The 21,056-nt window shown below is 68.2% G+C and carries 26 protein-coding genes; 7 read left to right on the top strand and 19 right to left on the bottom strand.

Annotation, left to right across the window (positions count from 1 at the left end; all coding sequences use genetic code 11):
- Nucleotides 1-50: 50 nt before the first annotated feature.
- From U4012_RS12455 to U4012_RS12490, 8 genes are all read right to left on the bottom strand, one after another.
- On the bottom strand, nt 51-668 hold the full coding sequence (locus U4012_RS12455) for a hypothetical protein (protein WP_044848965.1): 618 nt from the start codon (nt 666-668) through the stop codon (nt 51-53).
- Nucleotides 669-738: 70 nt separating this feature from the next.
- The gene (locus U4012_RS12460) at nt 739-1,356 is read right to left on the bottom strand and encodes a hypothetical protein (RefSeq protein ID WP_044848966.1); all 618 of its coding nucleotides are present in this window, start codon (nt 1,354-1,356) and stop codon (nt 739-741) included.
- A 111-nt stretch (nt 1,357-1,467) separates the two neighbouring features.
- The gene (locus U4012_RS12465; RefSeq protein ID WP_321798852.1) at nt 1,468-2,088 is read right to left on the bottom strand and encodes a hypothetical protein; all 621 of its coding nucleotides are present in this window, start codon (nt 2,086-2,088) and stop codon (nt 1,468-1,470) included.
- Nucleotides 2,085-2,627 (bottom strand): hypothetical protein, encoded by a 543-nt coding sequence (locus U4012_RS12470; RefSeq protein WP_321798854.1) that lies wholly within the window; start codon nt 2,625-2,627, stop codon nt 2,085-2,087. The genes U4012_RS12465 and U4012_RS12470 overlap by 4 nt, the downstream gene beginning before the upstream one ends.
- A gap of 55 nt (nt 2,628-2,682) precedes the next feature.
- Complete coding sequence (locus U4012_RS12475; protein WP_321798856.1) at nt 2,683-3,825, bottom strand: poly(3-hydroxybutyrate) depolymerase; 1,143 nt, start codon at nt 3,823-3,825, stop codon at nt 2,683-2,685.
- Between the two features lie 166 nt (nt 3,826-3,991).
- A complete protein-coding gene (locus tag U4012_RS12480) occupies nt 3,992-4,438 on the bottom strand; it encodes a lysozyme (protein WP_321798858.1) in 447 nt (148 codons plus the stop codon).
- The gene (locus U4012_RS12485; RefSeq protein WP_321798860.1) at nt 4,422-5,417 is read right to left on the bottom strand and encodes a DUF2589 domain-containing protein; all 996 of its coding nucleotides are present in this window, start codon (nt 5,415-5,417) and stop codon (nt 4,422-4,424) included. Before U4012_RS12485 ends, U4012_RS12480 begins: the two co-directional genes overlap by 17 nt.
- A gap of 15 nt (nt 5,418-5,432) precedes the next feature.
- Nucleotides 5,433-6,125 carry a DUF2589 domain-containing protein gene (locus U4012_RS12490; protein WP_321798862.1) on the bottom strand — a complete coding sequence of 231 codons (693 nt, stop codon included), beginning with the start codon at nt 6,123-6,125 and terminating at the stop codon, nt 5,433-5,435.
- 283 nt (nt 6,126-6,408) lie between these two features.
- Between U4012_RS12490 and U4012_RS12495 the strand changes: the two genes are divergently transcribed.
- Nucleotides 6,409-7,092 carry a response regulator transcription factor gene (locus U4012_RS12495; protein ID WP_321798864.1) on the top strand — a complete coding sequence of 228 codons (684 nt, stop codon included), beginning with the start codon at nt 6,409-6,411 and terminating at the stop codon, nt 7,090-7,092.
- Nucleotides 7,093-7,317: 225 nt separating this feature from the next.
- Here the strand turns inward: U4012_RS12495 and U4012_RS12500 are convergent, their stop codons facing one another.
- From U4012_RS12500 to lysA, 7 genes are all read right to left on the bottom strand, one after another.
- On the bottom strand, nt 7,318-7,662 hold the full coding sequence (locus U4012_RS12500) for a DUF3088 domain-containing protein (protein ID WP_321798866.1): 345 nt from the start codon (nt 7,660-7,662) through the stop codon (nt 7,318-7,320).
- A 67-nt stretch (nt 7,663-7,729) separates the two neighbouring features.
- Complete coding sequence (metC, locus tag U4012_RS12505; protein WP_321798868.1) at nt 7,730-8,917, bottom strand: cystathionine beta-lyase; 1,188 nt, start codon at nt 8,915-8,917, stop codon at nt 7,730-7,732.
- 49 nt (nt 8,918-8,966) lie between these two features.
- Nucleotides 8,967-9,692, bottom strand: a complete 726-nt coding sequence (locus U4012_RS12510) for an amino acid ABC transporter ATP-binding protein (RefSeq protein ID WP_321798870.1) — start codon at nt 9,690-9,692, stop codon at nt 8,967-8,969.
- 44 nt (nt 9,693-9,736) lie between these two features.
- On the bottom strand, nt 9,737-10,396 hold the full coding sequence (locus U4012_RS12515; RefSeq protein WP_321798872.1) for an amino acid ABC transporter permease: 660 nt from the start codon (nt 10,394-10,396) through the stop codon (nt 9,737-9,739).
- Nucleotides 10,397-10,502: 106 nt separating this feature from the next.
- Nucleotides 10,503-11,303 carry a transporter substrate-binding domain-containing protein gene (locus U4012_RS12520; protein WP_321798874.1) on the bottom strand — a complete coding sequence of 267 codons (801 nt, stop codon included), beginning with the start codon at nt 11,301-11,303 and terminating at the stop codon, nt 10,503-10,505.
- 161 nt (nt 11,304-11,464) lie between these two features.
- The gene (locus U4012_RS12525) at nt 11,465-11,803 is read right to left on the bottom strand and encodes a hypothetical protein (protein WP_321798876.1); all 339 of its coding nucleotides are present in this window, start codon (nt 11,801-11,803) and stop codon (nt 11,465-11,467) included.
- Between the two features lie 224 nt (nt 11,804-12,027).
- On the bottom strand, nt 12,028-13,266 hold the full coding sequence (gene lysA / locus U4012_RS12530; RefSeq protein ID WP_321798878.1) for a diaminopimelate decarboxylase: 1,239 nt from the start codon (nt 13,264-13,266) through the stop codon (nt 12,028-12,030).
- Nucleotides 13,267-13,375: 109 nt separating this feature from the next.
- Between lysA and U4012_RS12535 the strand changes: the two genes are divergently transcribed.
- Nucleotides 13,376-14,290 (top strand): LysR family transcriptional regulator, encoded by a 915-nt coding sequence (locus tag U4012_RS12535; RefSeq protein WP_321798880.1) that lies wholly within the window; start codon nt 13,376-13,378, stop codon nt 14,288-14,290.
- A 75-nt stretch (nt 14,291-14,365) separates the two neighbouring features.
- Entirely contained in the window at nt 14,366-14,965 is a 600-nt protein-coding gene (locus tag U4012_RS12540) for a GNAT family protein (protein ID WP_321798882.1), read from the top strand.
- Nucleotides 14,966-15,066: 101 nt separating this feature from the next.
- Here the strand turns inward: U4012_RS12540 and U4012_RS12545 are convergent, their stop codons facing one another.
- Together U4012_RS12545 and U4012_RS12550 are read right to left on the bottom strand one after the other, a co-directional pair.
- Nucleotides 15,067-15,639, bottom strand: a complete 573-nt coding sequence (locus tag U4012_RS12545) for a DUF4142 domain-containing protein (RefSeq protein WP_321798884.1) — start codon at nt 15,637-15,639, stop codon at nt 15,067-15,069.
- A 396-nt stretch (nt 15,640-16,035) separates the two neighbouring features.
- Nucleotides 16,036-16,659 carry an HAD hydrolase-like protein gene (locus U4012_RS12550; RefSeq protein WP_321798885.1) on the bottom strand — a complete coding sequence of 208 codons (624 nt, stop codon included), beginning with the start codon at nt 16,657-16,659 and terminating at the stop codon, nt 16,036-16,038.
- A gap of 226 nt (nt 16,660-16,885) precedes the next feature.
- Between U4012_RS12550 and U4012_RS12555 the strand changes: the two genes are divergently transcribed.
- The 3 genes from U4012_RS12555 (at nt 16,886) to U4012_RS12565 (ending at nt 18,092) form a co-directional block, all read left to right on the top strand.
- A complete protein-coding gene (locus tag U4012_RS12555; protein ID WP_257769216.1) occupies nt 16,886-17,266 on the top strand; it encodes a DUF4087 domain-containing protein in 381 nt (126 codons plus the stop codon).
- A gap of 108 nt (nt 17,267-17,374) precedes the next feature.
- Nucleotides 17,375-17,818, top strand: coding sequence for a GNAT family N-acetyltransferase (locus tag U4012_RS12560; protein WP_044847594.1), 444 nt, complete (start codon nt 17,375-17,377; stop codon nt 17,816-17,818).
- Between the two features lie 55 nt (nt 17,819-17,873).
- Nucleotides 17,874-18,092: a DUF1653 domain-containing protein gene (locus U4012_RS12565; RefSeq protein ID WP_321798887.1), complete on the top strand. Its 219-nt coding sequence runs from the start codon at nt 17,874-17,876 to the stop codon at nt 18,090-18,092.
- A gap of 47 nt (nt 18,093-18,139) precedes the next feature.
- Here the strand turns inward: U4012_RS12565 and atpC are convergent, their stop codons facing one another.
- On the bottom strand, nt 18,140-18,601 hold the full coding sequence (gene atpC, locus U4012_RS12570) for an ATP synthase F1 subunit epsilon (protein WP_044847595.1): 462 nt from the start codon (nt 18,599-18,601) through the stop codon (nt 18,140-18,142).
- Nucleotides 18,602-18,612: 11 nt separating this feature from the next.
- A complete protein-coding gene (gene atpG, locus U4012_RS12575; protein WP_321798890.1) occupies nt 18,613-19,482 on the bottom strand; it encodes an ATP synthase F1 subunit gamma in 870 nt (289 codons plus the stop codon).
- A 490-nt stretch (nt 19,483-19,972) separates the two neighbouring features.
- Between atpG and U4012_RS12580 the strand changes: the two genes are divergently transcribed.
- Complete coding sequence (locus U4012_RS12580) at nt 19,973-21,031, top strand: alpha/beta fold hydrolase (protein WP_415750307.1); 1,059 nt, start codon at nt 19,973-19,975, stop codon at nt 21,029-21,031.
- Nucleotides 21,032-21,056 lie beyond the last annotated feature (25 nt).

A 21,056-nucleotide genomic window follows, 5' to 3' on the forward strand; every position in this document is an offset into this window, starting at 1 on the left:
CGCGCGACGACGTGACGGGTGCCGCCCGTGCGCCGTCGCGCGTGCGCCGTTTACCCCATCACCACGTTCGCGAGCCGGAACTGGTACGCGGTCGCGGTCGTGCCGCCGCCGCCGCCCGTCATCACGATGTCGGCGCTCTTGATGCCGAGCAGCGACAGTTCGGTGTTGATGTCGGACAGCACGGCCGAATTCATCACCGCGCCCTGTTCGATCTGCGACGCGGTGCCGATCCACAGCGTCGGCTTGAACTCGAACACGGCCTTCTGGCCCGGCACGATCCCCGTCTTGTGCGCGAGCAGCCGGTTGTCCTTGAAGACCGACGCGGTGATCGCTCCCTGGCTCAGGTCGTTGCGCAGCTGGATCTCGCGCGACGTCGGGGCGGGGCCGGCGAGCGCGAGCACGTTGCCCGACGTCGAGCGCGACACGTTGAAGACCTGTCCGTTGTCCGCGCGCTTTTGCGGCATGTAGTTGCCGTCGGCATCGCTCGCGGAGACGGTCGTCAACAACGGGAACACGAACGGATGGTTGTCGCCGCGTCCGCAGTTGGTGATGACCTTCCACGCGATCGCGAGCTCGTCGAAGTCCGTCGACACGTTCTTCTGGAAGATCACGATCTGGCTGTTGTTGACGTCGTTCGACAGGTTGACGAAGTTGAGATTGATGTCCATGAGTCACCTTGATTCGATTCGGATAACTGATTGAACGGGCGCCGGCCGTGCATCGCCGGCGCACGGACCGTTACGCCATCACCACGTTTTCCAGCCGGAACGTGAACGGCGTCGAGCGCGGGCCGGGGCCGCCGCCGGTCATCACGATGTCGGCGCTCGCGATGCCGAGCAGCGACAGTTCCGTGTTGATGTCGGAGATCACCGCGGAATTCATCAGTGCGCCCTGTTCGATCTGCGATGCGACACCGATCCAGATCGTCGGCTTGAACTGGAACACCGCCTTCTGGCCCGGCGCGACGGAGGTCTTGCGCGCGAGCGCGTTGCCGTCCTTGTAGATCGTCGCGTTGATCGCACCGGCCGGCAGGTCGTTGCGCACCTGCACCTCGGAGCTCGCGCCAGGGTCGCCGCCGAGCTGCAGCACGTCGCCCGAGCTGGAGCGCACGACCTGGAACACCTGGCCGTTCGCCGCGACCTGCTGCGGCATGTAGTTGCCCCAGCTGTCGCTCGCGCTCACGCTCATCGTCATCGGGAACTTGAACGGATGGTTGTCGCCCTGGCCGCAATTGCGGATCACCTTCCACGCGATCGCGAGTTCGTCGAAGTCGGTCGCCACGTTCTTCTGGAAAATCACGACGCTCGAGTTGTTGGCGTCGTTCGAGCGGTTGATCAGGTTCAGTTGGATATCCACGTCGTTGCTCCTTGAGTTTGAAAAAACGGCAGTCGGTCTGCCGCACACCTTTCCCGCCGGCCCGGCCGCGAAGCCGTGCCGTCAAGCCGGTTCAAGCCGTGTCGGGCGGCACTACGCGCGCACGATGTGTTCGAGCGCGAACGCGAACGGCTGCGCGTCGGTGCCGGTGCCGCCGCCCGTCATCACGATGTCGGCCGCGGCGACGCCCGCCAGCGGCAGCATCGTGTTCGCGCTCGACATCACCGCCGCGTGCAGTGCGCGGCTTTCCTGTATCTGCGACGCCACGCCGATCCACAGCGTCGGCGTGAAGCGGAATACCGCCTTCTGCCCGGGCGCGACCGCTTCCTTCACCGCGATCAGCCGGCCCGCGCTGAACGCGTTGACGTTCACGGCGCCGCGCCGCAGCCGATTGACGATTTCGATGTCGCCGCCCGGTGCGTCGGCCGGGTCGGGCACGAGCCGGCCGCGTCCGGTCGGCTGCGCGTCGATCACGAAGCGCACGCCGGCGGGCGCCGCGACGCGCGGCGAGAAGTTGCCGTGCTCGTCGCCGAGCGCGACGTCGATGTCGGTCGAGTAGTCGAACGGATGGAAGCAGTCGCGTCCGCAATAACGGATCACCTTCCATGCGATCGCGAACGTATCCAGATCGGGGATCACGTCGCGCTGGAACAGCACGACCTCGCTGTTGCCGCAGTCGTTCGAACGGTTCACGAAGCGGAGCTTGATGTTCATGATGCTTGCTCCTCATCCGCCGTGCCGCGTTCGTCGCGCAGCGTGCGGTCGGCCCACTGCGCGAGCGCGGGCGCGACGCCGTTCGCGAGCGACGCGACGTGCAGCGCATGCGCACGCGCCTGCGCCTGCAGGTCGCCGGCGAAGCGCCCGAGCGCCATCGCGGCATCGGCCGGGCCGCGCGTGCGGCCGAGATTGTCGAGGTATTGCGCGGCCGCGTCGGCCATCGCGCCCGCGTGCTGGAGGTGGCTCTGTGTGAAGCGCGTCGCGAGATCCGCGTTCAGGGCCGCCAGCTCCTTGACCGCGGCGGCCGAGCTGCCGAGCCCGAACCGTTCGAGCTGGCCGCGCCACAATGCGTCGGTCGCGGCCTGGCATGCATCCGTGTAGCGATGGCCGGCGAGCAGCGCGGTGTGCGCGAACGCGCGCCACGCGGGGCTGGCGGACGTGCCGCCGGTGCCGGTCGTCTGCGCGGCGAGCTTGCCGAACAGCTGGAGCGCGTCGGCGTGCGCGCGTTCCCATTGGGCGATGAACGTGGAGAACATGGCGATTCCTCGTGAAGAAGGAGCGATGACGGCGCGACGGCAGCCGCTACGTGGATTACCGACGCGCGGCGCCGAGGCGCTGCACCATCTGCATCACGGCGGCCATCTGCGGCGCGTCGCGGCGGTAGAAGCCGGGTTGGAGCGGATCGGTGCTCGTATAACCCCAGAAATCCCAGCAGCCGAGCGGATTGACGGCCGATTTCTCGACCTGCGGATACAGCACGATCAGCCGGTTCGTGTCGGCGATCTCGTTGTAGCCGACGCCGCGAATCATCCGCTCGCCGACGGTCGCGACGTTCTGCACGCAACCGTGGAACACCACGTGGACCGCGCAGGTCGCGCGTTCGCAATCGGCCGGCACGTACGCGTAGCCCGTATCGCCGAGCGACGCGCGGCGCTGCGGATCGAACGCGCGCTGGTCGAACGCCAGCAGCTTGCCGCCAGCCTGCGCGGCGGGCGCGTTGAGCGGCTTGTCGGGCGTGCCGTAGATCCAGCGCACGATGTCGTGCGCCTGCTGGAAGCCGCAGTTGTCGATATACGGGCTCGCGTTCGCACTGCACGCGTTGTCCTCGGGGCGGTTCGTGATGAACGCATGCCCGGCGTCCGGCGATTGGCGATACTGAAGGTTCGCGGCCGGAACCTGCGCGAGCGTGTAGAAGCGCGCGGTCTGGTCGACGACGCGCGTGAACACCACCGTATCCTTCGCCCCGCTGAACACGTAGATGCGTTGGCCGCGCAGGTTGGCCGGATCGTCGATCTCGTCGCGCTGCGCGAACGTGCGCGCGGCGCGCCACGCGTCGGCCGCGGAGGGCGCGGGGCCGATCGGCTGCATGCACAGCGTGGTCGCGGCCACCGCCGGCGGGATCAGCGCGTTCACGCCCGCGCAATAGAACGGCCCGCCCGCGACGATGCCCGCGCCGATCAGCCGGCTCGAGAACGCGACGTCGAACTGCGCGGCCATGAAGCCGCCGGACGACAGCCCCGACACCGACGTGCGCTGCACGTCGGCGCCGTATGCGGGAAGCGGATCGGCGGGGGCGGCGAGCGCGGCGTGCGGCGCGAGCGCAGCCAGGGCGGCGACGGCAACGGTAACGGTGGCGGTGACGGCGGCGCAAGCGGCGCCCAGCGCGCGGCGCACTACGTGCGAGGCGGCGGTGCGGGGCAGCGTCGTGCGGCCGGGCGAGCGGGTGACGTTCATGCGGGGCTCCTGTCGTGACGAGTGGTGAATGACAAGGGTTGTAACGGTACGGATGCAGCAAGACTTCAGCGACGGTTTCAGCTTACGGGCAGCCGACGCGCTGCGAAATGGCGCGAACGACACGCACGACGACCCGTGACGTTCGGCCGGTGCGGCGTCACGGCGCTCACGACAGAAACAGCGCGCGCTCGGCCCGGCGGCGCTTCGTGAGGCCCGCGAGCGGCTTGCCGCCGGCCTTGTTCCAGACGAGGAACTGGTCGGCCGCCCGCGCGCTCGCGCCGGCGTTCAGGTAGCGCAGCAAGGTCGACGAGCGCAGCCGTCCGGCGCCGAGGTTGAAGACGAACGACATCAGCGCATCGAACTGCTGCTGCGTGACCGGCACGCGCAACAGCTTGCGCAGGTTCAGCTCGGCGCCGCGCAGGTCATGCCGCAGCAGCGCCTCCGCTTCGGCCGGCGTCAGCGGGCGCGTGAAGCGCTCGTTCGGCAGGATCAGGTGCCCGTAGCCGATCGTCGGCTTGCCGACCGCGTCGAGATAGCGCACGAGCCGCAGCCCCTCGAACTGCTTGATCAGCGCGATGCCTTGCTCGCCGGTGCGTTCAGGCTGGTTCGCCATCGTCGTTCTCCTTGCCGCCCGGCCGTGCGCGCGGCACCAGGCGATGCGTGTATTCGTCGATCACGCGCATGATCGCTTCGGGCGGCGGCAGCGCCGCGAACTGCATTTCGATGTCGATGTGCTCGGTGTCGCGCTGCCGCGCACTGCCCGGCGCGGCGTCCTTCTTCTCCGAGCGCGGCGCGAACGTCACGTAGAAGCGGCCGCGCTGGTCGTCGTTGCCCGAGATGCCGCCGGCCGGCAGCGCCTCGGTGAAGTCGCCGCGCACGGTCAGGTGCACGATCATCCGGTCGAGCGCGAGCCCGCGCGGCGTGGCGAGCGCGACGAGCGGCACCGGCATCGTGTGCTCCGCGTCGAGTGCGACCGTGACCTCGCGCGGCGCGAGCAGGCCGTCGTCGCGCAGATCGAAGAACTGGTCGAGCACGGCGGTGTACTGGTGCGCGAGTAGCTGGTTCGCGGCGGCCGCCGCGTGCTGCATCCCGCGCGCGATCTCGTCGAGCGCGATGCCGCGCGGCGGCGGGCGTTCGTCGTCGGCCGGGGCGCCGGGCGGCGGCGTGGGCGGCGCAGGTGGCGTCGGCGAAGCGGGTGGTGTTGGCGAAGCGGGCGAGACAGGCGAAGCGGGCGAGACAGGCGCAGCGGGCGACACAGGCGCAGCGGGCGGCAAGCCGCCGGTCGATGGGCCGGCCGCGGCGGTGGGGGCATCATTTACGCCCGACGCGGCGCCGGCTGGCCAGCCGGCGGAACCGGGCGTCGCGTGGCGCGGCGGATCGACGCCTGCCGCCGCCGGCACCGCGCCGCCCGTGCCGGCGACCGCGTCCGGGCCCGTGCCGGCGACCGCGCCGCTACGGCCCGCCACCGCCCCGGCCGGCGGCGGGACCGGCCCGTCCGGTTCCTGCCGGGCAGTGCTGCCACCCGGACGCGCATCCGCGTCGTCGTGCCCGCCGCCGCCCGCGCGGCGCGACCGTCTGAAGAGCCTGAACATGGCCGGTCCGCGCGCTTACGCGTGCGCCGGCTGCTGGGCGCCCGCATCGGCTCCGGCCGGCGCGGCCGCCTTGCCGCCGGCACCCGACGCGTCGCCGACCAGCTTGCCGTCGGTCGGCGTCGCCGGCAGCGGCTTCACGTCCTTCGCGTTGCCTTCGGTGACGACCGGCTTGGTCGCGGCCTCGGTCAGGAAGTCGATCACGCGCATCAGCGCTTCGGGCGGCGACTGGCGCTTCACCTGCGTATGGATCGAGTATTTCGCGCGCGTGTCGGTGCTGCGCGTCTGCTCCGCCTTGTGCGACACGCGCCCGGACACGCTGACGCTGATCGGCCCCCAGCCGAACTTCGCCTGGAATTCGCCGCCGGCCTCGGTCGACGACGACGACTTCTCCGACTGCGTGATCTCCATCTCGAAGTCGATCGTGCCTTCCTCGATCGCGATGATCGGATGGACGATCGCCGCGAGCAGCGGGATGCGCATCGTCTTCTGCACGACGCCTTTCGACACGCCGCCTTCGTCCACCAGCGTCTCGTCGTAGTCGAACTGGACGGCCACGGCCTTGCCGCCCTGGATGCAGACCTGCATCAGGAAATCCGCGTAGCTCTTTGCAGCCTGCGTCTGCGCGCTGATCATCGCCTTTAACGGGCCGGCGATCATTTGGTCCATGGGTAAAGCGTTAATCACCGAGCCAATGAAATTCGCGTCCATGAATAAACTCCTCTTCGTGTTGAAGACAACGGAAATTCGCTGTCGTTATTCACATTAGGAAATTGAAGACGTTTACCAAATATGACGCCCGTCACGACCGGCGGCCCGGGCCGGCTTGCGACGGGCATCGGCACGCGTGGCGGGGCGCGGCGTGGACGAATTAGGCCATTCGTCACGGAGCGACGGGCCTAGTGCGCGGTGCGTAAAACAGCGGTAAAAAAAACGCCGGGTAGGGAAGCAAAAAATCCTAAACCGAGCATCCCGATTTCGAGGAAACCGCGCAATGAACGTTCTGATGATCGATAGCCCGCCGTTATTCGTCGCGGGCGTGGCGGACGTACTGTGTAAACGCGATGTCGACTGGCATGTGTGGTCGGCCCGCCGTCCCGAGGACGTCTTGCGCTTGCGCGACGCGTTGCTGCCCGGGACGGTCGAGGCGATCACGATCGAATGCGGCGAGCACGCCGCGCGGCCGAGCTGGCCGAGCGTACTGAACGAGACGTTCGCCGGCGCGCCGTGGCTGTGCGTGGTGGCCGCCGTGTGCCGCCGCACGATTGCCGATGCGCTGCTGGCGGGGGCGGCCGGCATCATCGACCGGCACGCGAGCGCGGACGAATTCGCGGATGCGCTCGGCCGCGTCGCGGCCGGCGCGATCTACGTGCCGCCGAACGACGGCGGCGCGACGCAGGCGCCCCCGGGCGGCGTGCCGGCCGGCGACGATCGCGCATTCGAGCGCCTCACGCCGCGCCAGCGCGAGGTGCTGCGGCTGCTGGCCGAAGGCAAGTCGAACAAGCAGATCTGCCGTGTACTGAATGTCGCGGAGGGCACGATCAAGAACCATCTGTACGCGTTGTTCCGCCAGATCGGCGTGAGCAACCGGACGGAGGCCGCATTGTGGCTCGCGCGCCACGTGCCGGCCGAGCCGGCCGCATTCGCGTTCGCGCCGGCCTGCAGTTCGCCCGGCTGACGCCGGTCGCGGCCGGACCCGGTGTGTGCCAGCATCTGGCGTCGCGTTGCGTTGAAGTCCATACGGCCAGAGGCGGAGCGCCCGGGCCGGTCATCGGTAGCGGTGAGTCCGCGTGGCCGAGCACGTCGCACGCGCGCGGCGGCGTGCGTGCGGGAAGCGGCGGACGGGACGCGCGTGCCGCGCATCCCGTCCGGTGGCGCCCTTCGACATCGGGCGCCGGCGTGTTTACGCGACGTGCGCGACGCCGTACTGCGACGACAGATAGCGGCGGATGTCGGCCGGCGAATCGATGAAGCGCCGGCCGTTGTGTTCGCGGATCGCGACCGCGTCATCCTTCGGCGCCTGCCCGTCGGCGAGCACGAGCACCGGCGCCGACTGGTTGTCCTCGCCGATCAGCGCGACGATCGGCTGGCGCGGCCGCGGCGCGTCGATGTACTCGATCGCGACCGCGTCGCGCAACTGTGGATAGAAGCTCAGCAGCCCTTCGACGGCAACCGAGTCGCCGCAGTAGAACGGACCTTCGGAGTCCTTGAAGAAACCCGGGCGGAGAATGAACAGCGTGTCTTTCATGATGGCCTCGCTATCAGTGGTGGTCGAACGTGGAAGAAAAAGGGGAATGCGTGTGACGTACCTAATGTCAGGCTTCCGCGAGCGCGGCCGCGGCGGCGCGCATGCGTGCGAAACCGGCGTCGAGGTCGGCGATCATGTCGTCCGGATGCTCGAGCCCCGCGTGGATGCGCAGCAGCGGGCTGCCTGCCTGCCAGTGCGTCGCCGTGCGATGGCGCGACGGATTCGACGGGATGATCAGGCTTTCGAAGCCGCCCCAGCTGTAGCCCATGCCGAAGCACGTCAGGCCGTCGAGCAGCGCGCGCACCGCATCGTCGGGCTGCGGGTGCAGCACCAGGCCGAACAATCCGCACGCGCCCGTGAAGTCGCGCTGCCACAGCGCATGGCCGGCATCACCGGGCCGGGCCGGATACAGGACCTGTGCGACTTCCGGCTGCCGCACGAGCCATTCGGTCAGCACGTGCGCGTTGCGCTGGTGGCGTTCGAGGCGCACCGACAGCGTGCGCAGGCCGCGCAGCGCGAGATACGCGTCGTCGCCGCTGACGGTCATCCCGAGCTGCCGGTAGCAGCGCGTGACCTTCTGCGCGAGCGCCTCGGTCGTCAGGATCACGCCCATCAGCACGTCGGAGTGCCCGGCGATGTATTTGGTCGCCGCGTGAATCGATACGTCGACGCCGTGCGAGAACGAACGGAAATTCAGCGGCGTGCCCCACGTGTTGTCGAGCAGCACGACCGCATCGTGCTGGTGCGCGACGCGGCAGATCGCGGGAATGTCCTGCACCTCGAAGGTCAGCGAGCCGGGCGATTCGGCAAAGACCGCGCGCGTGTTCGGCCGCATCAGCGACGCGATGCCGGCGCCGATGGACGGATCGTAGTAGGTCGTCTCGATGCCGAGGCGGGCAAGCGTCTCGTCGCAGAACGAGCGGGTCGGGTCGTACACCGAATCGGCCATCAGCAGATGGTCGCCGGGATTCAGCACCGCGAGCAGCGCGGTCGTGATCGCGCTGAGCCCGCTCGGCGTCAGCAGCGCCGCATGCGCGCCTTCGAGACGCGCGAGCGCCTTTTCGAGCGCGCGCGTGGTCGGGCTGCCGTGCCGGCCGTACGCGAGCGGCGTGCCGCGCACCGCATCGAGCGCGTCGGTGCCGTGAAAGAGCAGTGTCGACTGGCGATACACGGGCGGGTTCACCGGAGAGCCGGGCTGGCCGTGCGCGCGGCCTTCGTGAGCGAGCAGGGTGTCGGTCGAGTGCAGTGGGTTCAAGATGTCGTCCTTTGAAAGTCGGTGAAGTCGGTGCGAAGCCGTCGCGCGGTCAGTGCAGGATCTTGTCGAGGAAGTCGCGCGCGCGTTCGGAGCGCGGCGCGGCGAAGAACGCGTCGCTCGCCGCATCCTCGACCACCGCGCCCTGGTCCATGAAGATCACGCGATGCGCGACCTTCCTCGCGAAGCCCATCTCGTGCGTGACGCACACCATCGTCATGCCGTCGCGCGCGAGCTCGACCATCACGTCGAGCACTTCGTTGATCATCTCGGGGTCGAGCGCGGAGGTCGGCTCGTCGAACAGCATCGCGACCGGGTTCATCGACAACGCGCGAGCAATCGCGACGCGTTGCTGCTGCCCGCCGGACAGCTGCCCCGGATACTTGCGCGCATGCGCCTTCAGGCCGACACGATCGAGCAGCTTCATCGCGTTCTCGATCGCTTCGTCCTTGCGGCGGCCGAGTACCTTGACCTGCGCGAGCGTCAGGTTGTCGGTGATCGACAGGTGCGGAAACAGCTCGAAATGCTGGAACACCATGCCGACGCGTGCGCGCAGCTGCGCGAGTTTCGCGGCGGGATCGCCGAGCCGCATGCCGTCGACGACGATGCTGCCTTTCTGGAACGGCTCGAGACCGTTGATCGTCTTGATCAGCGTCGACTTGCCGGAGCCCGACGGCCCGCAGACGACGACCACTTCGCCTTTCGATACCGCCGCGCTGCATGCGGAGAGGACCTGATGCTTGCCGTACCACTTGGAGACGTTGTCGAGCGTAATCATGGGTTGTCCGTGGATGAGGTTCGGATTGAATGGCATGCGCATGGTCAATGCGTGGACGGCAGCGAGAGGCGCGTCTCGACGCGGCCCTGCAGGCGCGTGAGCAGCGTGCTCAGCACCCAGTAGATCGCGGCGGCCGCGAGATAGAGCGGCAGCGGCTGGAACGTCGCGGCGATCACTTCCTGCGTCGAGCGCAGCAACTCGGTGACGGTGATCACCGATACGAGCGACGTGTCCTTGATCAGGCTGATCAGCGTGTTGCCGAGGCTCGGCACCGCGAGGCGCAGCGCCTGCGGGCAGACGATGTAGCGCAGCGTCTGCACGTGCGTGAGGCCGAGGCTGTGCGCGGCCGCCCATTGCCCGCGGCCGATGCCGAGGATCGCGCCGCGCATGCTTTCCGACAGGTACGCGCCGGCGTTGAGCGTCAGCGTGAAGATGCCGGCCGTCGTCGGATCGAGCGTGATGCCGAGATCGGGCAGCCCGTAGTAGACGACGAACATCTGCACGAGCAGCGGCGTGCCGCGCATCAGGCTGACGTAGCCTTGCGCCAGACCGGACGCGAGCCGGTTGTTGCCGATCCGCATGATCGCGACCACGAGCCCGACGACGAGGCCGAGCGCCATCGACGCCACCGCGAACTTCAGCGTGAACAGCGCGCCCTTCACCATCACGGGCAGGGTTTGAATGACCAGATCGAGTGCTTCCATCGCGTGTCTCCTGATTGTGTGTCGTGTGCCGCCGGTGTGCCGCCGGTGGGGTGGCGATGTGGCGGCCGGCCCGCGCGTGCGTGCGCGCGGGCGCGTGGCGGCTGCGTTATTGCGTGATGGGTTTCGTCGTGTCCGAGCCGAACCACTGCATCGAGATCTTCTTCAGCGTGCCGTCCTGCTGCAGCGACGCGACCGCGTCGTCGAGCGCCTTCGCGAACTTCGGATTGCCCTTGCGGAACGGGATGCCCATCCGGTCCTCGCCGCCGGCGAGCATGGAGCCGGGGCGCAGCGGCAGGCGCGAGTTCTTGATCAGGTAGCTCAGCATCAGGCGGTCGTTGACCGCCGCGTCGATACGGCCGGCCGCGAGGTCGCGCAGGTTCTCCGGCGTGCCCGGATAGACCTGCAGATCGATCGCGGGCACCGTCTTCACGAGATCGACGTAGTTGCTGCCCATCGTCACGCCGACCTTCTTGCCCTTCAGCTCGTCGAGCGACTTGAACGAGCGTGTGTCGTTCTGACGCTGCAGCAGCTGCGCGGACGAATACACGTACGGCGTGCTGAAGTCGAGCGCCTGCTGGCGCGACGGCGTGATCGCGACCTGGTTGACGATCACGTCGAACTTGCCGGCCTGCAGGCCGGCGAGAATCCCGCTCCATTCGGTCGTGACGAACTGCGGCTTTACGCCGAGCCGCGCGGCGACCGCTTTCGCGACGTCGACGTCGAACCCTTCGAGCTGCCCGTCGGCATTGCGGTAGTCGAACGGCGGGTAGGTGCCTTCGAGCGCGATCTTCAGCACGCCGGCCTGCTTGACGGTGTCGAGCAGGTCCGCCGCGTGCGATGCCGTGGCCGCCATGCAGAGAAGGGCGGCTGCGAGGCCATGCTTGAGCGTCGGGGTGAAGGGCTTCATGGTTGTCTCCAGGGTGGTTGTCGAAACGTCGTTGTCGAAAATTCAGGGTGAGCGCGTCCGCGGCGACGGGCGGCGTCGCCGTGGGCGGGAACAGGCCGCAGCAGCGTGCGGCGGGGGAAATCGACGCGGTGACGGCAGCGCGCGCCGTTCACCGCCGCGCGTTACGGCATGCGTTCGCGCACGATCGCGCTACGGTGGGCGCGTGGATGGAACGCGCGGCGATGCGGATCGCCGCGCAGGCACGGTGCAAGCGGCGACGATTCGCCGACAGCGACGCGCGTGGTGTGGCTGGCGTGCGCGGTGGACCGCATGACGTGCCGCGCGGCGTTCGTATCGAACGGCTTGCGGTGCGCGGCGAAGAGTTCAAGCATCGTGTTCATGAGTGCCCGTGCGGCTTGCGAGTGGGGTAGACCGGCTGCATCGTCGATGCGTATCCGGTGACGCAAATGCTGAACGACTGACGGCAATCTTAGTTTTATCAAAAAGGAAAGTGCTTCCAAAAACGCACGGACTTTTCACGCGGCGTGGAATGTTTTTCTCCGTGCGACGAACACGATGCAAGCGATCTGCTGCGGTTGCACGTGTTGCGCAGCATCGGGTGCTACGAGGCGGTCGAGCGGTTGCCCCGAGGGCAACCACCGAAAAGCAAAACGGCCACGCATGCCGATGGCGGCATGCGTGGCCGTTGGCGTTCGATGCGTCGAACGCGGCGCGAATGCGCGTGTTACGCGAACGTTTCGAGCGCGAGCAGTTCGTCGATCGTCTGCCGGCGGCGGATCAGCCGCGGCGTGCCGCGATCGACGAGCACTTCCGGCGCGAGCGGCCGGCTGTTGTAGTTCGAGGACATCGACGCGCCGTAGGCGCCCGCATCGTGCAGGAACAGCAGGTCACCGATCTGCGGCTGCGCGAGCTTGCGATGCGTGACCACGCCGCCCGCGTCCTGCGTGAACACGTCGCCGGATTCGCACAGCGGCCCCGCGATCGCGATGTCGACGAGCGGCCGGCCGGCCGGCAGCGCGCCGTCCTGCGTGTGGACGGACACCGCGTGGTAGCTGCCGTACATCGACGGCCGCATCAGGTCGTTGAAGCCCGCGTCGATCAGCACGAAGTCGTGCTTCGGACGGCGGTTCACGGCCTGCACTTCGGTGACGAGCGTGCCGGCCTCGGCGACGAGGAAGCGGCCCGGTTCGATCTCGATGCGCACCGCGTGGCCGAGATGCCGTTCGATCCGCTTGCGCGCGGCATCCCACTGGCTGAAGTAGTGACCGACGTCGACGCGCGGCTCGCCGTCGCGATACGGAATCGACAGCCCGCCGCCGGCGGAGATCGCTTCGATGTCGTGGCCGAGCGACGTGACGAGGTCGACCATCGCGTCGCACACCTGCGACAGGTGGCCGTAGTCGACGCCCGAGCCGATATGCATGTGGATGCCGACCAGCTTCAGCCCGTACTGGCGCACGATCTCGATCGCGCGCGGCACGTCGTCGATCCAGATCCCGTGCTTGCTCTGCGGGCCGCCGGTGTTGGTCTTGTTGCTGTGGCCGTGGCCGAAGCCGGGATTCACGCGCAGCCACACGCGATGGCCGGGCGCATGCTCGCCGACGCGTGCGAGCATGTCGAGCGAGCCGGCGTTCACGGTCACGCCGTGCTTCAGCACGGCCGCGAGCGTCGGACGGTCGATCAGGTCGGCCGTGAACACGACGCCTTCCGGCTCGCCCGCCGGACTGAACCCGGCCGCGAGGCTGCGCTCGATCTCGCCGAGCGACACGGCGTCGACGCACGCGCCTTCCTCGCGCATCAGCTTCAGGATATGCAGGTTCGAGTTCGCCTTCTGCGCATAGCGGATCACGTCGAACTGGCGCAGTTGGGCGATGCGGTCGCGGATGACGTCGGCGTCGTACACCCACAGCGGGGTGCCGTATTGCTGCGCGAGCGCCGCGAGCTGGCGGGAATCGAGGGACATGGCGGATGAATCGGATCGAATGAACGGACAGCGTGAATGATGCGCCTGAATGGCTATACGGTAAAATGCCTGTTTGTCGATATTCGATTCATTCCTGATATAGACGGCCATGCTTACACACCGGCACATCGAGGTCTTCCGCGCGCTGATGGTCACCGGCAGCACGACGCGCGCGGCCGAGATGCTCTATACGTCGCAGCCCACGATCAGCCGCGAGCTCGCGCGGATGGAGCAGGTGGTCGGCTTCGCGCTGTTCGAGCGCTCGCACGGCCGGTTGCGGCCGACGATGGCCGCGCTCACGCTGTTCGACGACGTGCGGCTCGCGTATGTGGGGCTCGAGCGCGTCGCGGCGACGGCCGCGCGGCTGCGCGAGTTTCGCGACGGCCAGTTGTCGGTGATCGCGCTGCCGGCGTTTTCGCACGCGATCCTGCCTGGCGCATGCCGGCGTTTTCACGACGCGCATGCGGGCGTCAGCGTGTCGGTCGCGACGCAGGAGTCGCCGGTGCTCGAGGAGTGGCTGACCGCGCAGCGCTACGATGTCGGGCTGACCGAGCACGACGTCGCGCCGGCCGGCACCGTGCTCACGCCGCTGCTCGAAGTCGACGAGGTGTGCGTGCTGCCGGACGGCCATCCGCTGCTCGCGCGGCGCGCGATCGATCTCGCGGATCTCGCCGATCGCCCGTTCGTGAGCCTGTCGCTGAACGACCCGTACCGGATCCTGATCGACGAGGCATTCGCGCAGCTCGGTGTCGCGCCGCGTTCGGTGGTCGAGACGCCGTCGGCCGTGTCGGTGTGCGCGTTCGTGCGACAGGGGCTCGGTGCCGCGATCGTCAATCCGCTGACCGCGCTCGATTTCGTCGGGCGCGACCTGCACGTGCGGCCGCTCACGCGCTCGTTTCCCTACCGCGTCAGCGTGATCGTGCCCGAGCACCGGCCGAAGAGCCTGCTCGTCGACGCATTCGCCGAAGCGCTGCGTGGCGAAGCGCAGGCGATTCGCGAGCGGCTCGCCGCGCTGCCCGGCTGACGATGGCCGTATGATGGGCGTTTCGCTGCGCGCAGCCTGCTCCTCTTCGTCATCTTCACGGAAACGGAACCCGTCATGACCGATGCTGCATCTTCCCTCGAACAACCGACGCTCACCGGCGCGCGCATCGCGCTGCGGCCGCTCGAAGCATCCGACCGGCAGGCGTTGCTCGATGCGGCGGCGGACGGCGAGCTGTGGAACCTGAAGGTCACGGTCGTGCCGGGCGAGGAGACGGTCGACGCCTATCTCGACACAGCGCTGCAAGGCCGCGCGGCCGGCACCGTGATGCCGTTCGTGATCGTCGAGCGTGCGTCGGGCCGCGTGATCGGCAGCACGCGTTTCTGGAAGATCGACCGCAAGCATCGCAAGCTCGAGATCGGTCATACGTGGCTGAGCGCATCGGCGCAGCGCACGCGCGCGAATACCGAAGCGAAATGGCTGCTGCTCGCGTATGCGTTCGACACGCTGCACTGTGTGCGCGTGCAGTTCACGACCGACGAGCTGAACGAGAAGTCACGCGCGGCGATTCTGCGGCTCGGTGCGAAGCAGGAAGGGATCGTGCGTCACGAGCGGATCATGCCCGATGGCCGCAAGCGCAATTCGGTGCGCTTCAGCATCATCGACGACGAATGGCCGGAGGTGAGCGAGCGGTTGCGGGCGAAGCTCGCGACCTGACGCGAGGCGGGTGCCGCGTGCGTCGCGCCGCCGCAAAGGGGGCGGCGACGCGACGAGGGGGGAAGCGGCGTGCCGCGCGCGATGCGCGGCGGGGCAGCGCGTTACTGCGCCGATGCGAGGTGATGACGCTGCGCGAGCTTCTGCGCGGCCGCGTAGTGCGCCTGCAGGATCGGCAGCGCCTGGCGTGCGACTTCCTTCAGCTTCGTGTCGCGGCCCGACGCGATTTCGGCCTGGAATGCCGAGATCGTCTTCTGCTGGCCGGCGAGCGCGACCTGCTCGATATACGCCTTGTCGAATTCCGCGCCGCGCAGGGTCTTGATGCTGTCCAGCACGGCCGTGTCGGGGTCGTTGGCCGGCACGTCGACGCCGCGCGGGCTGGCCGCGCGCATCGCCTGGATGATCTTCTCATCGTCGGTCGACACGCGTTGCGCGAACGCCTTCACCTGGCTGTCCGACGTGCGCGCATCCGCGATGCGTGCGGCGTCGTGCTGGGTCGACACGGTTTTCGTGCCGTCGTTGATGAAGGCCTGGTCGGCTTCGTGGATGCGCGTCTGCGTGGCGGCGGCCGGTGCGGCCGGCGCCGGTTGCGCGGTTTGCGCGGTCGCCGTCACGGCGACGAGAAGCAGGCCAGCGGCAGACAATGCAAGGCGCGAGACTTGGGGGAAGCGGTTCATGGGACCTCCTTTCGATCGGGGCTCTGATTAACGGACGGATCGCGTGATCCGCAGCTGTGCGAGAGACCGGGCGCGCCCGGGCCGGGCTCGATCGCCGCTCTGCCGCGGCGGCGTTCGAAGTGTTTCCCGGCCCGACTGATTCTAGGAGAGCGCTCAGGTAGCAGGTGCAACCGCGCTGTGGTTTGTGTAACGGTTGGTAAGACGAAACGATGGATGCGCGCGCGGCCAGGTAGGGCGTACCTGTTGCGTGCATCGTGGCGGCAATTTTTGCGTGCGCGGCGTGCATGCGATCGCTGCAATGCGCGCGCATGTCATCGACGTTTCATCGTCGTGCGGGCAGAGAGCGGGGGTGGTTTCGCGATTCGTCGAATCGAACGCGCGATTCGTACGGCGTCCTCACACGCGATCGAGCAATGCGTCGAGACGCGGCAGCAACGGCGTCGCGCAATGCGCCTGCAGCGCATCGGGCGCCGTGTAACCCCATGCGACGCCTTGGAATGCGATACGCGCGCGGCGCGCCGCTTCGGCATCGCGGATCTCGTCGCCGACATACAGCACGTCGTCGGGCTGCATGCCCGCTTCGCGCACGAGCGCGCGCAGCCGGCGCGCCTTGCCGAACAGCGGAATGCCGCACGCGAACGTGTCGACGCAGCGGCTCGCGTGCGGGCCGAGCCGGTCGCGCACGATGTCCTCGGTGTTCGACGTCGCGATCGCGATGCGGATGCCGCGTGCGGCGAGCGCGTCGAAGGTCGCATCGACGCCGGGGAACAGCGTCACGTGCGCGATGCGCGGTCGCATCAGCCGGCGCATGTCGAGCGTCACGCGCGGCACTTTCCACATCGGCACCTCGAGCGCGCGGATGATCTCGCGTGCCGACATGCCGCGCAGCGCCGGGCGCAGCTCGGGCGTCGCGTCGCGAAAGCCGTGCAGGCGCGATGCCTCCGTGAGCGCCGCGAGAAAGCAGTCGAGCGAATCGGCGAGGGTGCCGTCGAAGTCGAACGCGATGAGTCGATAAGGCATGAAGCGATGCCGCGAGTTGATCGAGCCGGTGACGATATCACCGAATCGAGCCGCGTGGCCCGCGCGAGCGGTTGGGTCCGCGGCGAAGCGGGATGGTCGGACAGCTTCCTTGCGTCGGACGGAATGCCGCCCGCGAAACGCGGTGCATGACATAACGGGCGTGAAAGCCCGGTATGCTGTCGACGCTATCGTTTCCCCCCGTTTCCTTCGTCTGGACTTCCCTGAAATGAAAATCGCCCGTGCCCGTTCCGCGATGTGGATGCTTGGTGTGTTCGTCGCGTTGACGTCCGCGACGCCCGCGGCCGCCGCCGCGGAGAAGCGCTGCGGATGGCTCGAGAATCCGACGCCGGCCAACTGGTGGCTCGTCGACAAGGACAACAGCTGGACGCTGTCGACCCAGGGCAGCCCGCCGGTGCCGGGCCTCGACGAGATGCCGGACATGTCGACGCGCGGCTGGGTCGTCACCAATGCGGGGATGCACGGTTACGGCTGCGCGTGCCTCGACCTGGAAATCGACCCGCGCACCCGCGCGGTGACGCGGATCGTGGCGGCCCGGCCGCTGCCGCTGAAGCGTTGCAAGGCTGATCGGGCGTTGCCGGCGCCGTAAGGGGGCAGGTTGGTGGGAGCGACGCGATCGTGAATCGGCGGCATCGCTTGTCGCCCACCCCGCGCCGCGCTATCGTTGCTCCTCCCCCCAGCCGACCGGAGAGCCGACGTGCCCGCAGCCACCCCCGCCCCGCTGAGATTTTCCACCGACAAGCGCGAGCTCGACATCGACGCGATCTTCGATTTCCTGCACCGCGATGCGTACTGGTCGCAGGGCATTCCGCGCGACGTCGTCGAGCGCGCGATCGACGGCTCGCTGTGCTTCGGCGCGTATGTGGGCGACCGGCTCGTCGGGTTCGCGCGGCTCGTGACCGACCACGCGACGTTCGCCTACCTGTGCGACGTATTCGTCTTGCCGGCCGAGCGCGGCAACGGCTATGGCCGCGCGCTGATCGACCACGTATTCGCGCAGCCGATGGTGCAGGGCCTGCGCCGCATCATGCTCGTGACGACCGACGCGCACGAACTGTACCGGCCGGTCGGTTTCGGGCCGTCCGCGAATCCCGAGCGGCTGATGGAAATCCGCCGCCCCGATATCTACGCGAAACGCTGACGCGCGGCGAGCGCATACAATACGCGCTTTCGTTTTTGCCGAAGGGAAGCAGATCATGACCGAACAGGAAGCCGAACAGCTCGCCACGCATCGTCACTACAAGGGCGGGCTGTATCGCTACATCGGCGTCGCCCGTCATTCCGAAACCGAGGAGTCGGTGGTCGTGTACGAGCATCTGTGGCCGCATGCGCGCGGCTTGTGGGTGCGGCCGGAAGCGATGTTCAACGACAACCTGCCGGACGGCACGCCGCGTTTTCGCAAGCTGCGCGACTGACCTGAGCGCGCCCGCCGACCGCACGACGAGCGGTGCCGGCGCCCGGCCTAGCCGGCGGCGCCCGGCGTGTCGCGCGGCGCGGACTCCCGGTGCATCGCCAGCGCGAAGAAGCGCCGGATTTCGTCCATCAACTCCGCACGCGCCGATGCGAAATCGAAGGCGCGCCGGTTGTCGTGCGCGAAGCGCCGGCGCCACTCGTCTGCCGCATGCCGTGCTTCGCGTGCGCGCAGGTCGTCGAGTTCGGGCGTGCGCAGTGCGTGGTCGGCAATCAGCGTCACGCCGTCGCGGCTGACTTCCAGCAGGCCGCCCGCGACGAGCAGCCGGCGGTGCTCGCCGCCCGGTGCGGCAACGAGCGTCACGACGCCGGGCCGCAGCCGCGTGAGCAGCGGCGCGTGATGCGGGTAGATGCCCAGCTCGCCGCTTTCCCCGGGCACGACGACGAAATGTGCGTCGCCCGAATACAGCACGTCTTCCACGCTGAGGATGTCGAGCTTCATCGACGTCGGCATGCGTGCCTCCTTCAGACCGCCGCCGCGCCGGCGACGATCTCGCACAGCTCGGTGGTGATCTGCGCCTGGCGCGTCTTCTGATACAGGTGCCGCAGCTCGCGCAGCACGCGATCGGCGTTCTCCGTCGCGGTCTGCATGCTGAACATCCGCGCGCACTGCTCGCACGCGTAATTCTCGACGACGGCCTGGTAGAGCGTCGCCTCGACGTAGCGCAGCAGCAAGGTATCCACGGCCGGTTTCGGCGCGGGCTCGTACAGATAGTCGGATGTCGCGGTGTCGCCGGGCGGCGTGCCGGTGTCGAGGCCGGTGAGCGGCAGCACCGCGTCGATGCGCGGCGAATACGCGAGCGGGCTCGTCAACTGGTTGTACGCGATGTGCAGTTCGTCCAGTTCGCCGTTGACGAACGCGGTGAGCGGCACGAGCAGCGCGCCGAGCAGCTGCTCGAAGTGCGGCGCGGCGGCGAGGCCGCTGGCGCGGGCGGTGATGGTCGCGCCGTGGCGCATCAGCGGCGCAATGCCGCGTGCGCCGATCACGCTGAGTTCGCACGCGACGCCGGCGCGGTTCCAGCGTTCGAGCGCATCCACGCATTCGACCAGCAGCCGCGTATTGAGCGGGCCGCACAGCCCGCGATCGGTGCTGACGACGATCAGGCCGACGCGGCGCACGGGCGTGCGTCTCGCCATCAGCGCGGAGACGTGGCCGGACCGGTCGCGCAGCACGCGCTCGGCCATCTCCCGGATGCGCGCCGCATAGGGCCGGAAATCGCGCGCCCGCCGCTGCGCGCCCGCCATCTTGGTGCGGGCCATCATTTCCATCGCCTTCGTGATCTTGCGCGTGGACGAGGTACTGCTGATCTTCGAGCGGATTTCGCGGATGTGCATGTGAGGCGGGGAGGCAGGTCGCCCGGTGTCGCCGGTGCGCTGTGGCGACGCGATGTCGGCCGCGAGTGCGGCAGCGAGGTCGGCGGATATCGCGCCGCGGCCATCGAACTGTCATCGCGCGATTTCATGCTATCGGGATTTCACCTGAAACGATTGACCGCGATCAAGCGATCGCTTCCGGTTACGGACCAGAATGGTTTCGCCGATGGTTGCACCGGGCGTTCGATGACCGATTGCCGCCCGCATCGGAAGATCGTTGCGGACGCATCGAAAGACGCAAACGTCACGCATACGTCACGGCCGCGCGCGTGACGTGCGATTCGCCGCGGGTGCAGCGCGGACGATCGTCGCGCATCCCGCGTACGGCTTTTTTCCCTTCATGTTCCCAGTAGCCAGGAATTCGATGAATTCGATGAATTCGAGCGATACCGATACCATCCCGCCTTCCGCGACGTCCGCCAGCGCGCCGGCGTTGCCGATCTTCTGGCCGATGGCCGCCGCCGCCGAGATGGTCCGGCTCGGCTCGGCACTCACCGCGCGCAACCTGCGTTTCGTCGCGGAAGAGGAGAAACTGCATTGCGAACCGCATCCGGCGCTGGCGTCGCCGAACCGCGCGCTGCTGGAACTGCGCACGATGACGTTCCGCGATTATTCGGTCGCGCCGGCGCACGGGCTGCCGACGATCGTCGAAGCGCCGTATGCGGGACACCGGGCGATGATCGCCGACTATCAGCCGGGGCAGAGCCTGATGCAGACGCTGCGCGAGCACGGCGTGACGCGCGTGTACCTGACCGACTGGCGCTCGGCGACCGAAGACATGCGGGACCTCGAGATCGACCAGTACCTGGCCGAGCTGAACGTCTGCGTCGACGAGCTCGGCGGGCGCGTGAATCTCGTGGGTCTGTGCCAGGGCGGGTGGATGTCCGCGATGTATGCGGCGCGCTTTCCGCACAAGGTCGCGAGCCTCGTGCTCGCCGGCGCGCCGATCGACACGGATGCGGGCGACGGTCCGATCAAGCGGATGGCGCACACCTATCCGACGTCGTTCTACGAGGAACTGGTGACGATGGGCGGCGGCCTGATGCGCGGGCGTTTCATGCTGCGCGGCTGGAAGAACATGCATCCCGACCAGCACTATCTCGCCGAGCACGTCGACCTGTACGAACACCTCGACGATGCGGACTACCTGCGCAAGCGCGAAGCATTCGCGAACTGGTACGAAAGTCCGATCGACCTGCCGGGGCGCTGGTATCTGCAGGCGATCGTGCAGATCTTCAAGGAGAACCGGCTCGCGAAGGGCACGTTCGTCGCGCTCGGGCGGATGCTCGACCTGAAGGCGATCACGTGCCCCGTTTATCTGCTTGCCGGCGCGGCCGACGACATCACGACGCAGGAGCAGGTGTTCGCCGCGCAGGACCTGGTGGGGACGCCCGCCTCGCAGGTGACGCGCCAGCTCGTGCCGGGCGGACATATCGGGCTGTTCATGGGATCGCGCACGCTGAAGGACGTGTGGCCGGGCATTGCCCGCTGGATTGCCGCGAAGCGGTAGCGGTTGCAGCGGAGGCCCACCGCGC

The organism is Burkholderia sp. BCC1988 (assembly GCF_905339895.1).
Lineage (GTDB): Bacteria > Pseudomonadota > Gammaproteobacteria > Burkholderiales > Burkholderiaceae > Burkholderia.

Coding starts and splice junctions, on each gene's coding strand:
- U4012_RS12555 (WP_257769216.1), top strand. CDS start 16,886: ATGAAAATCGCCCGTGCCCGTTCCGCGATGTGGATGCTTGGTGTGTTC.
- U4012_RS12455 (WP_044848965.1), bottom strand. CDS start 668: ATGGACATCAATCTCAACTTCGTCAACCTGTCGAACGACGTCAACAAC.
- U4012_RS12545 (WP_321798884.1), bottom strand. CDS start 15,639: ATGAACCGCTTCCCCCAAGTCTCGCGCCTTGCATTGTCTGCCGCTGGC.
- U4012_RS12495 (WP_321798864.1), top strand. CDS start 6,409: ATGAACGTTCTGATGATCGATAGCCCGCCGTTATTCGTCGCGGGCGTG.
- U4012_RS12540 (WP_321798882.1), top strand. CDS start 14,366: ATGACCGATGCTGCATCTTCCCTCGAACAACCGACGCTCACCGGCGCG.
- U4012_RS12485 (WP_321798860.1), bottom strand. CDS start 5,417: ATGTTCAGGCTCTTCAGACGGTCGCGCCGCGCGGGCGGCGGCGGGCAC.
- U4012_RS12490 (WP_321798862.1), bottom strand. CDS start 6,125: ATGGACGCGAATTTCATTGGCTCGGTGATTAACGCTTTACCCATGGAC.
- atpC (WP_044847595.1), bottom strand. CDS start 18,601: ATGCCGACGTCGATGAAGCTCGACATCCTCAGCGTGGAAGACGTGCTG.
- U4012_RS12565 (WP_321798887.1), top strand. CDS start 17,874: ATGACCGAACAGGAAGCCGAACAGCTCGCCACGCATCGTCACTACAAG.
- U4012_RS12475 (WP_321798856.1), bottom strand. CDS start 3,825: ATGAACGTCACCCGCTCGCCCGGCCGCACGACGCTGCCCCGCACCGCC.
- atpG (WP_321798890.1), bottom strand. CDS start 19,482: ATGCACATCCGCGAAATCCGCTCGAAGATCAGCAGTACCTCGTCCACG.
- U4012_RS12480 (WP_321798858.1), bottom strand. CDS start 4,438: ATGGCGAACCAGCCTGAACGCACCGGCGAGCAAGGCATCGCGCTGATC.
- U4012_RS12510 (WP_321798870.1), bottom strand. CDS start 9,692: ATGATTACGCTCGACAACGTCTCCAAGTGGTACGGCAAGCATCAGGTC.
- U4012_RS12470 (WP_321798854.1), bottom strand. CDS start 2,627: ATGTTCTCCACGTTCATCGCCCAATGGGAACGCGCGCACGCCGACGCG.
- U4012_RS12465 (WP_321798852.1), bottom strand. CDS start 2,088: ATGAACATCAAGCTCCGCTTCGTGAACCGTTCGAACGACTGCGGCAAC.
- U4012_RS12580 (WP_415750307.1), top strand. CDS start 19,973: ATGGCCGCCGCCGCCGAGATGGTCCGGCTCGGCTCGGCACTCACCGCG.
- U4012_RS12535 (WP_321798880.1), top strand. CDS start 13,376: ATGCTTACACACCGGCACATCGAGGTCTTCCGCGCGCTGATGGTCACC.
- U4012_RS12520 (WP_321798874.1), bottom strand. CDS start 11,303: ATGAAGCCCTTCACCCCGACGCTCAAGCATGGCCTCGCAGCCGCCCTT.
- lysA (WP_321798878.1), bottom strand. CDS start 13,266: ATGTCCCTCGATTCCCGCCAGCTCGCGGCGCTCGCGCAGCAATACGGC.
- U4012_RS12550 (WP_321798885.1), bottom strand. CDS start 16,659: ATGCCTTATCGACTCATCGCGTTCGACTTCGACGGCACCCTCGCCGAT.
- U4012_RS12500 (WP_321798866.1), bottom strand. CDS start 7,662: ATGAAAGACACGCTGTTCATTCTCCGCCCGGGTTTCTTCAAGGACTCC.
- U4012_RS12515 (WP_321798872.1), bottom strand. CDS start 10,396: ATGGAAGCACTCGATCTGGTCATTCAAACCCTGCCCGTGATGGTGAAG.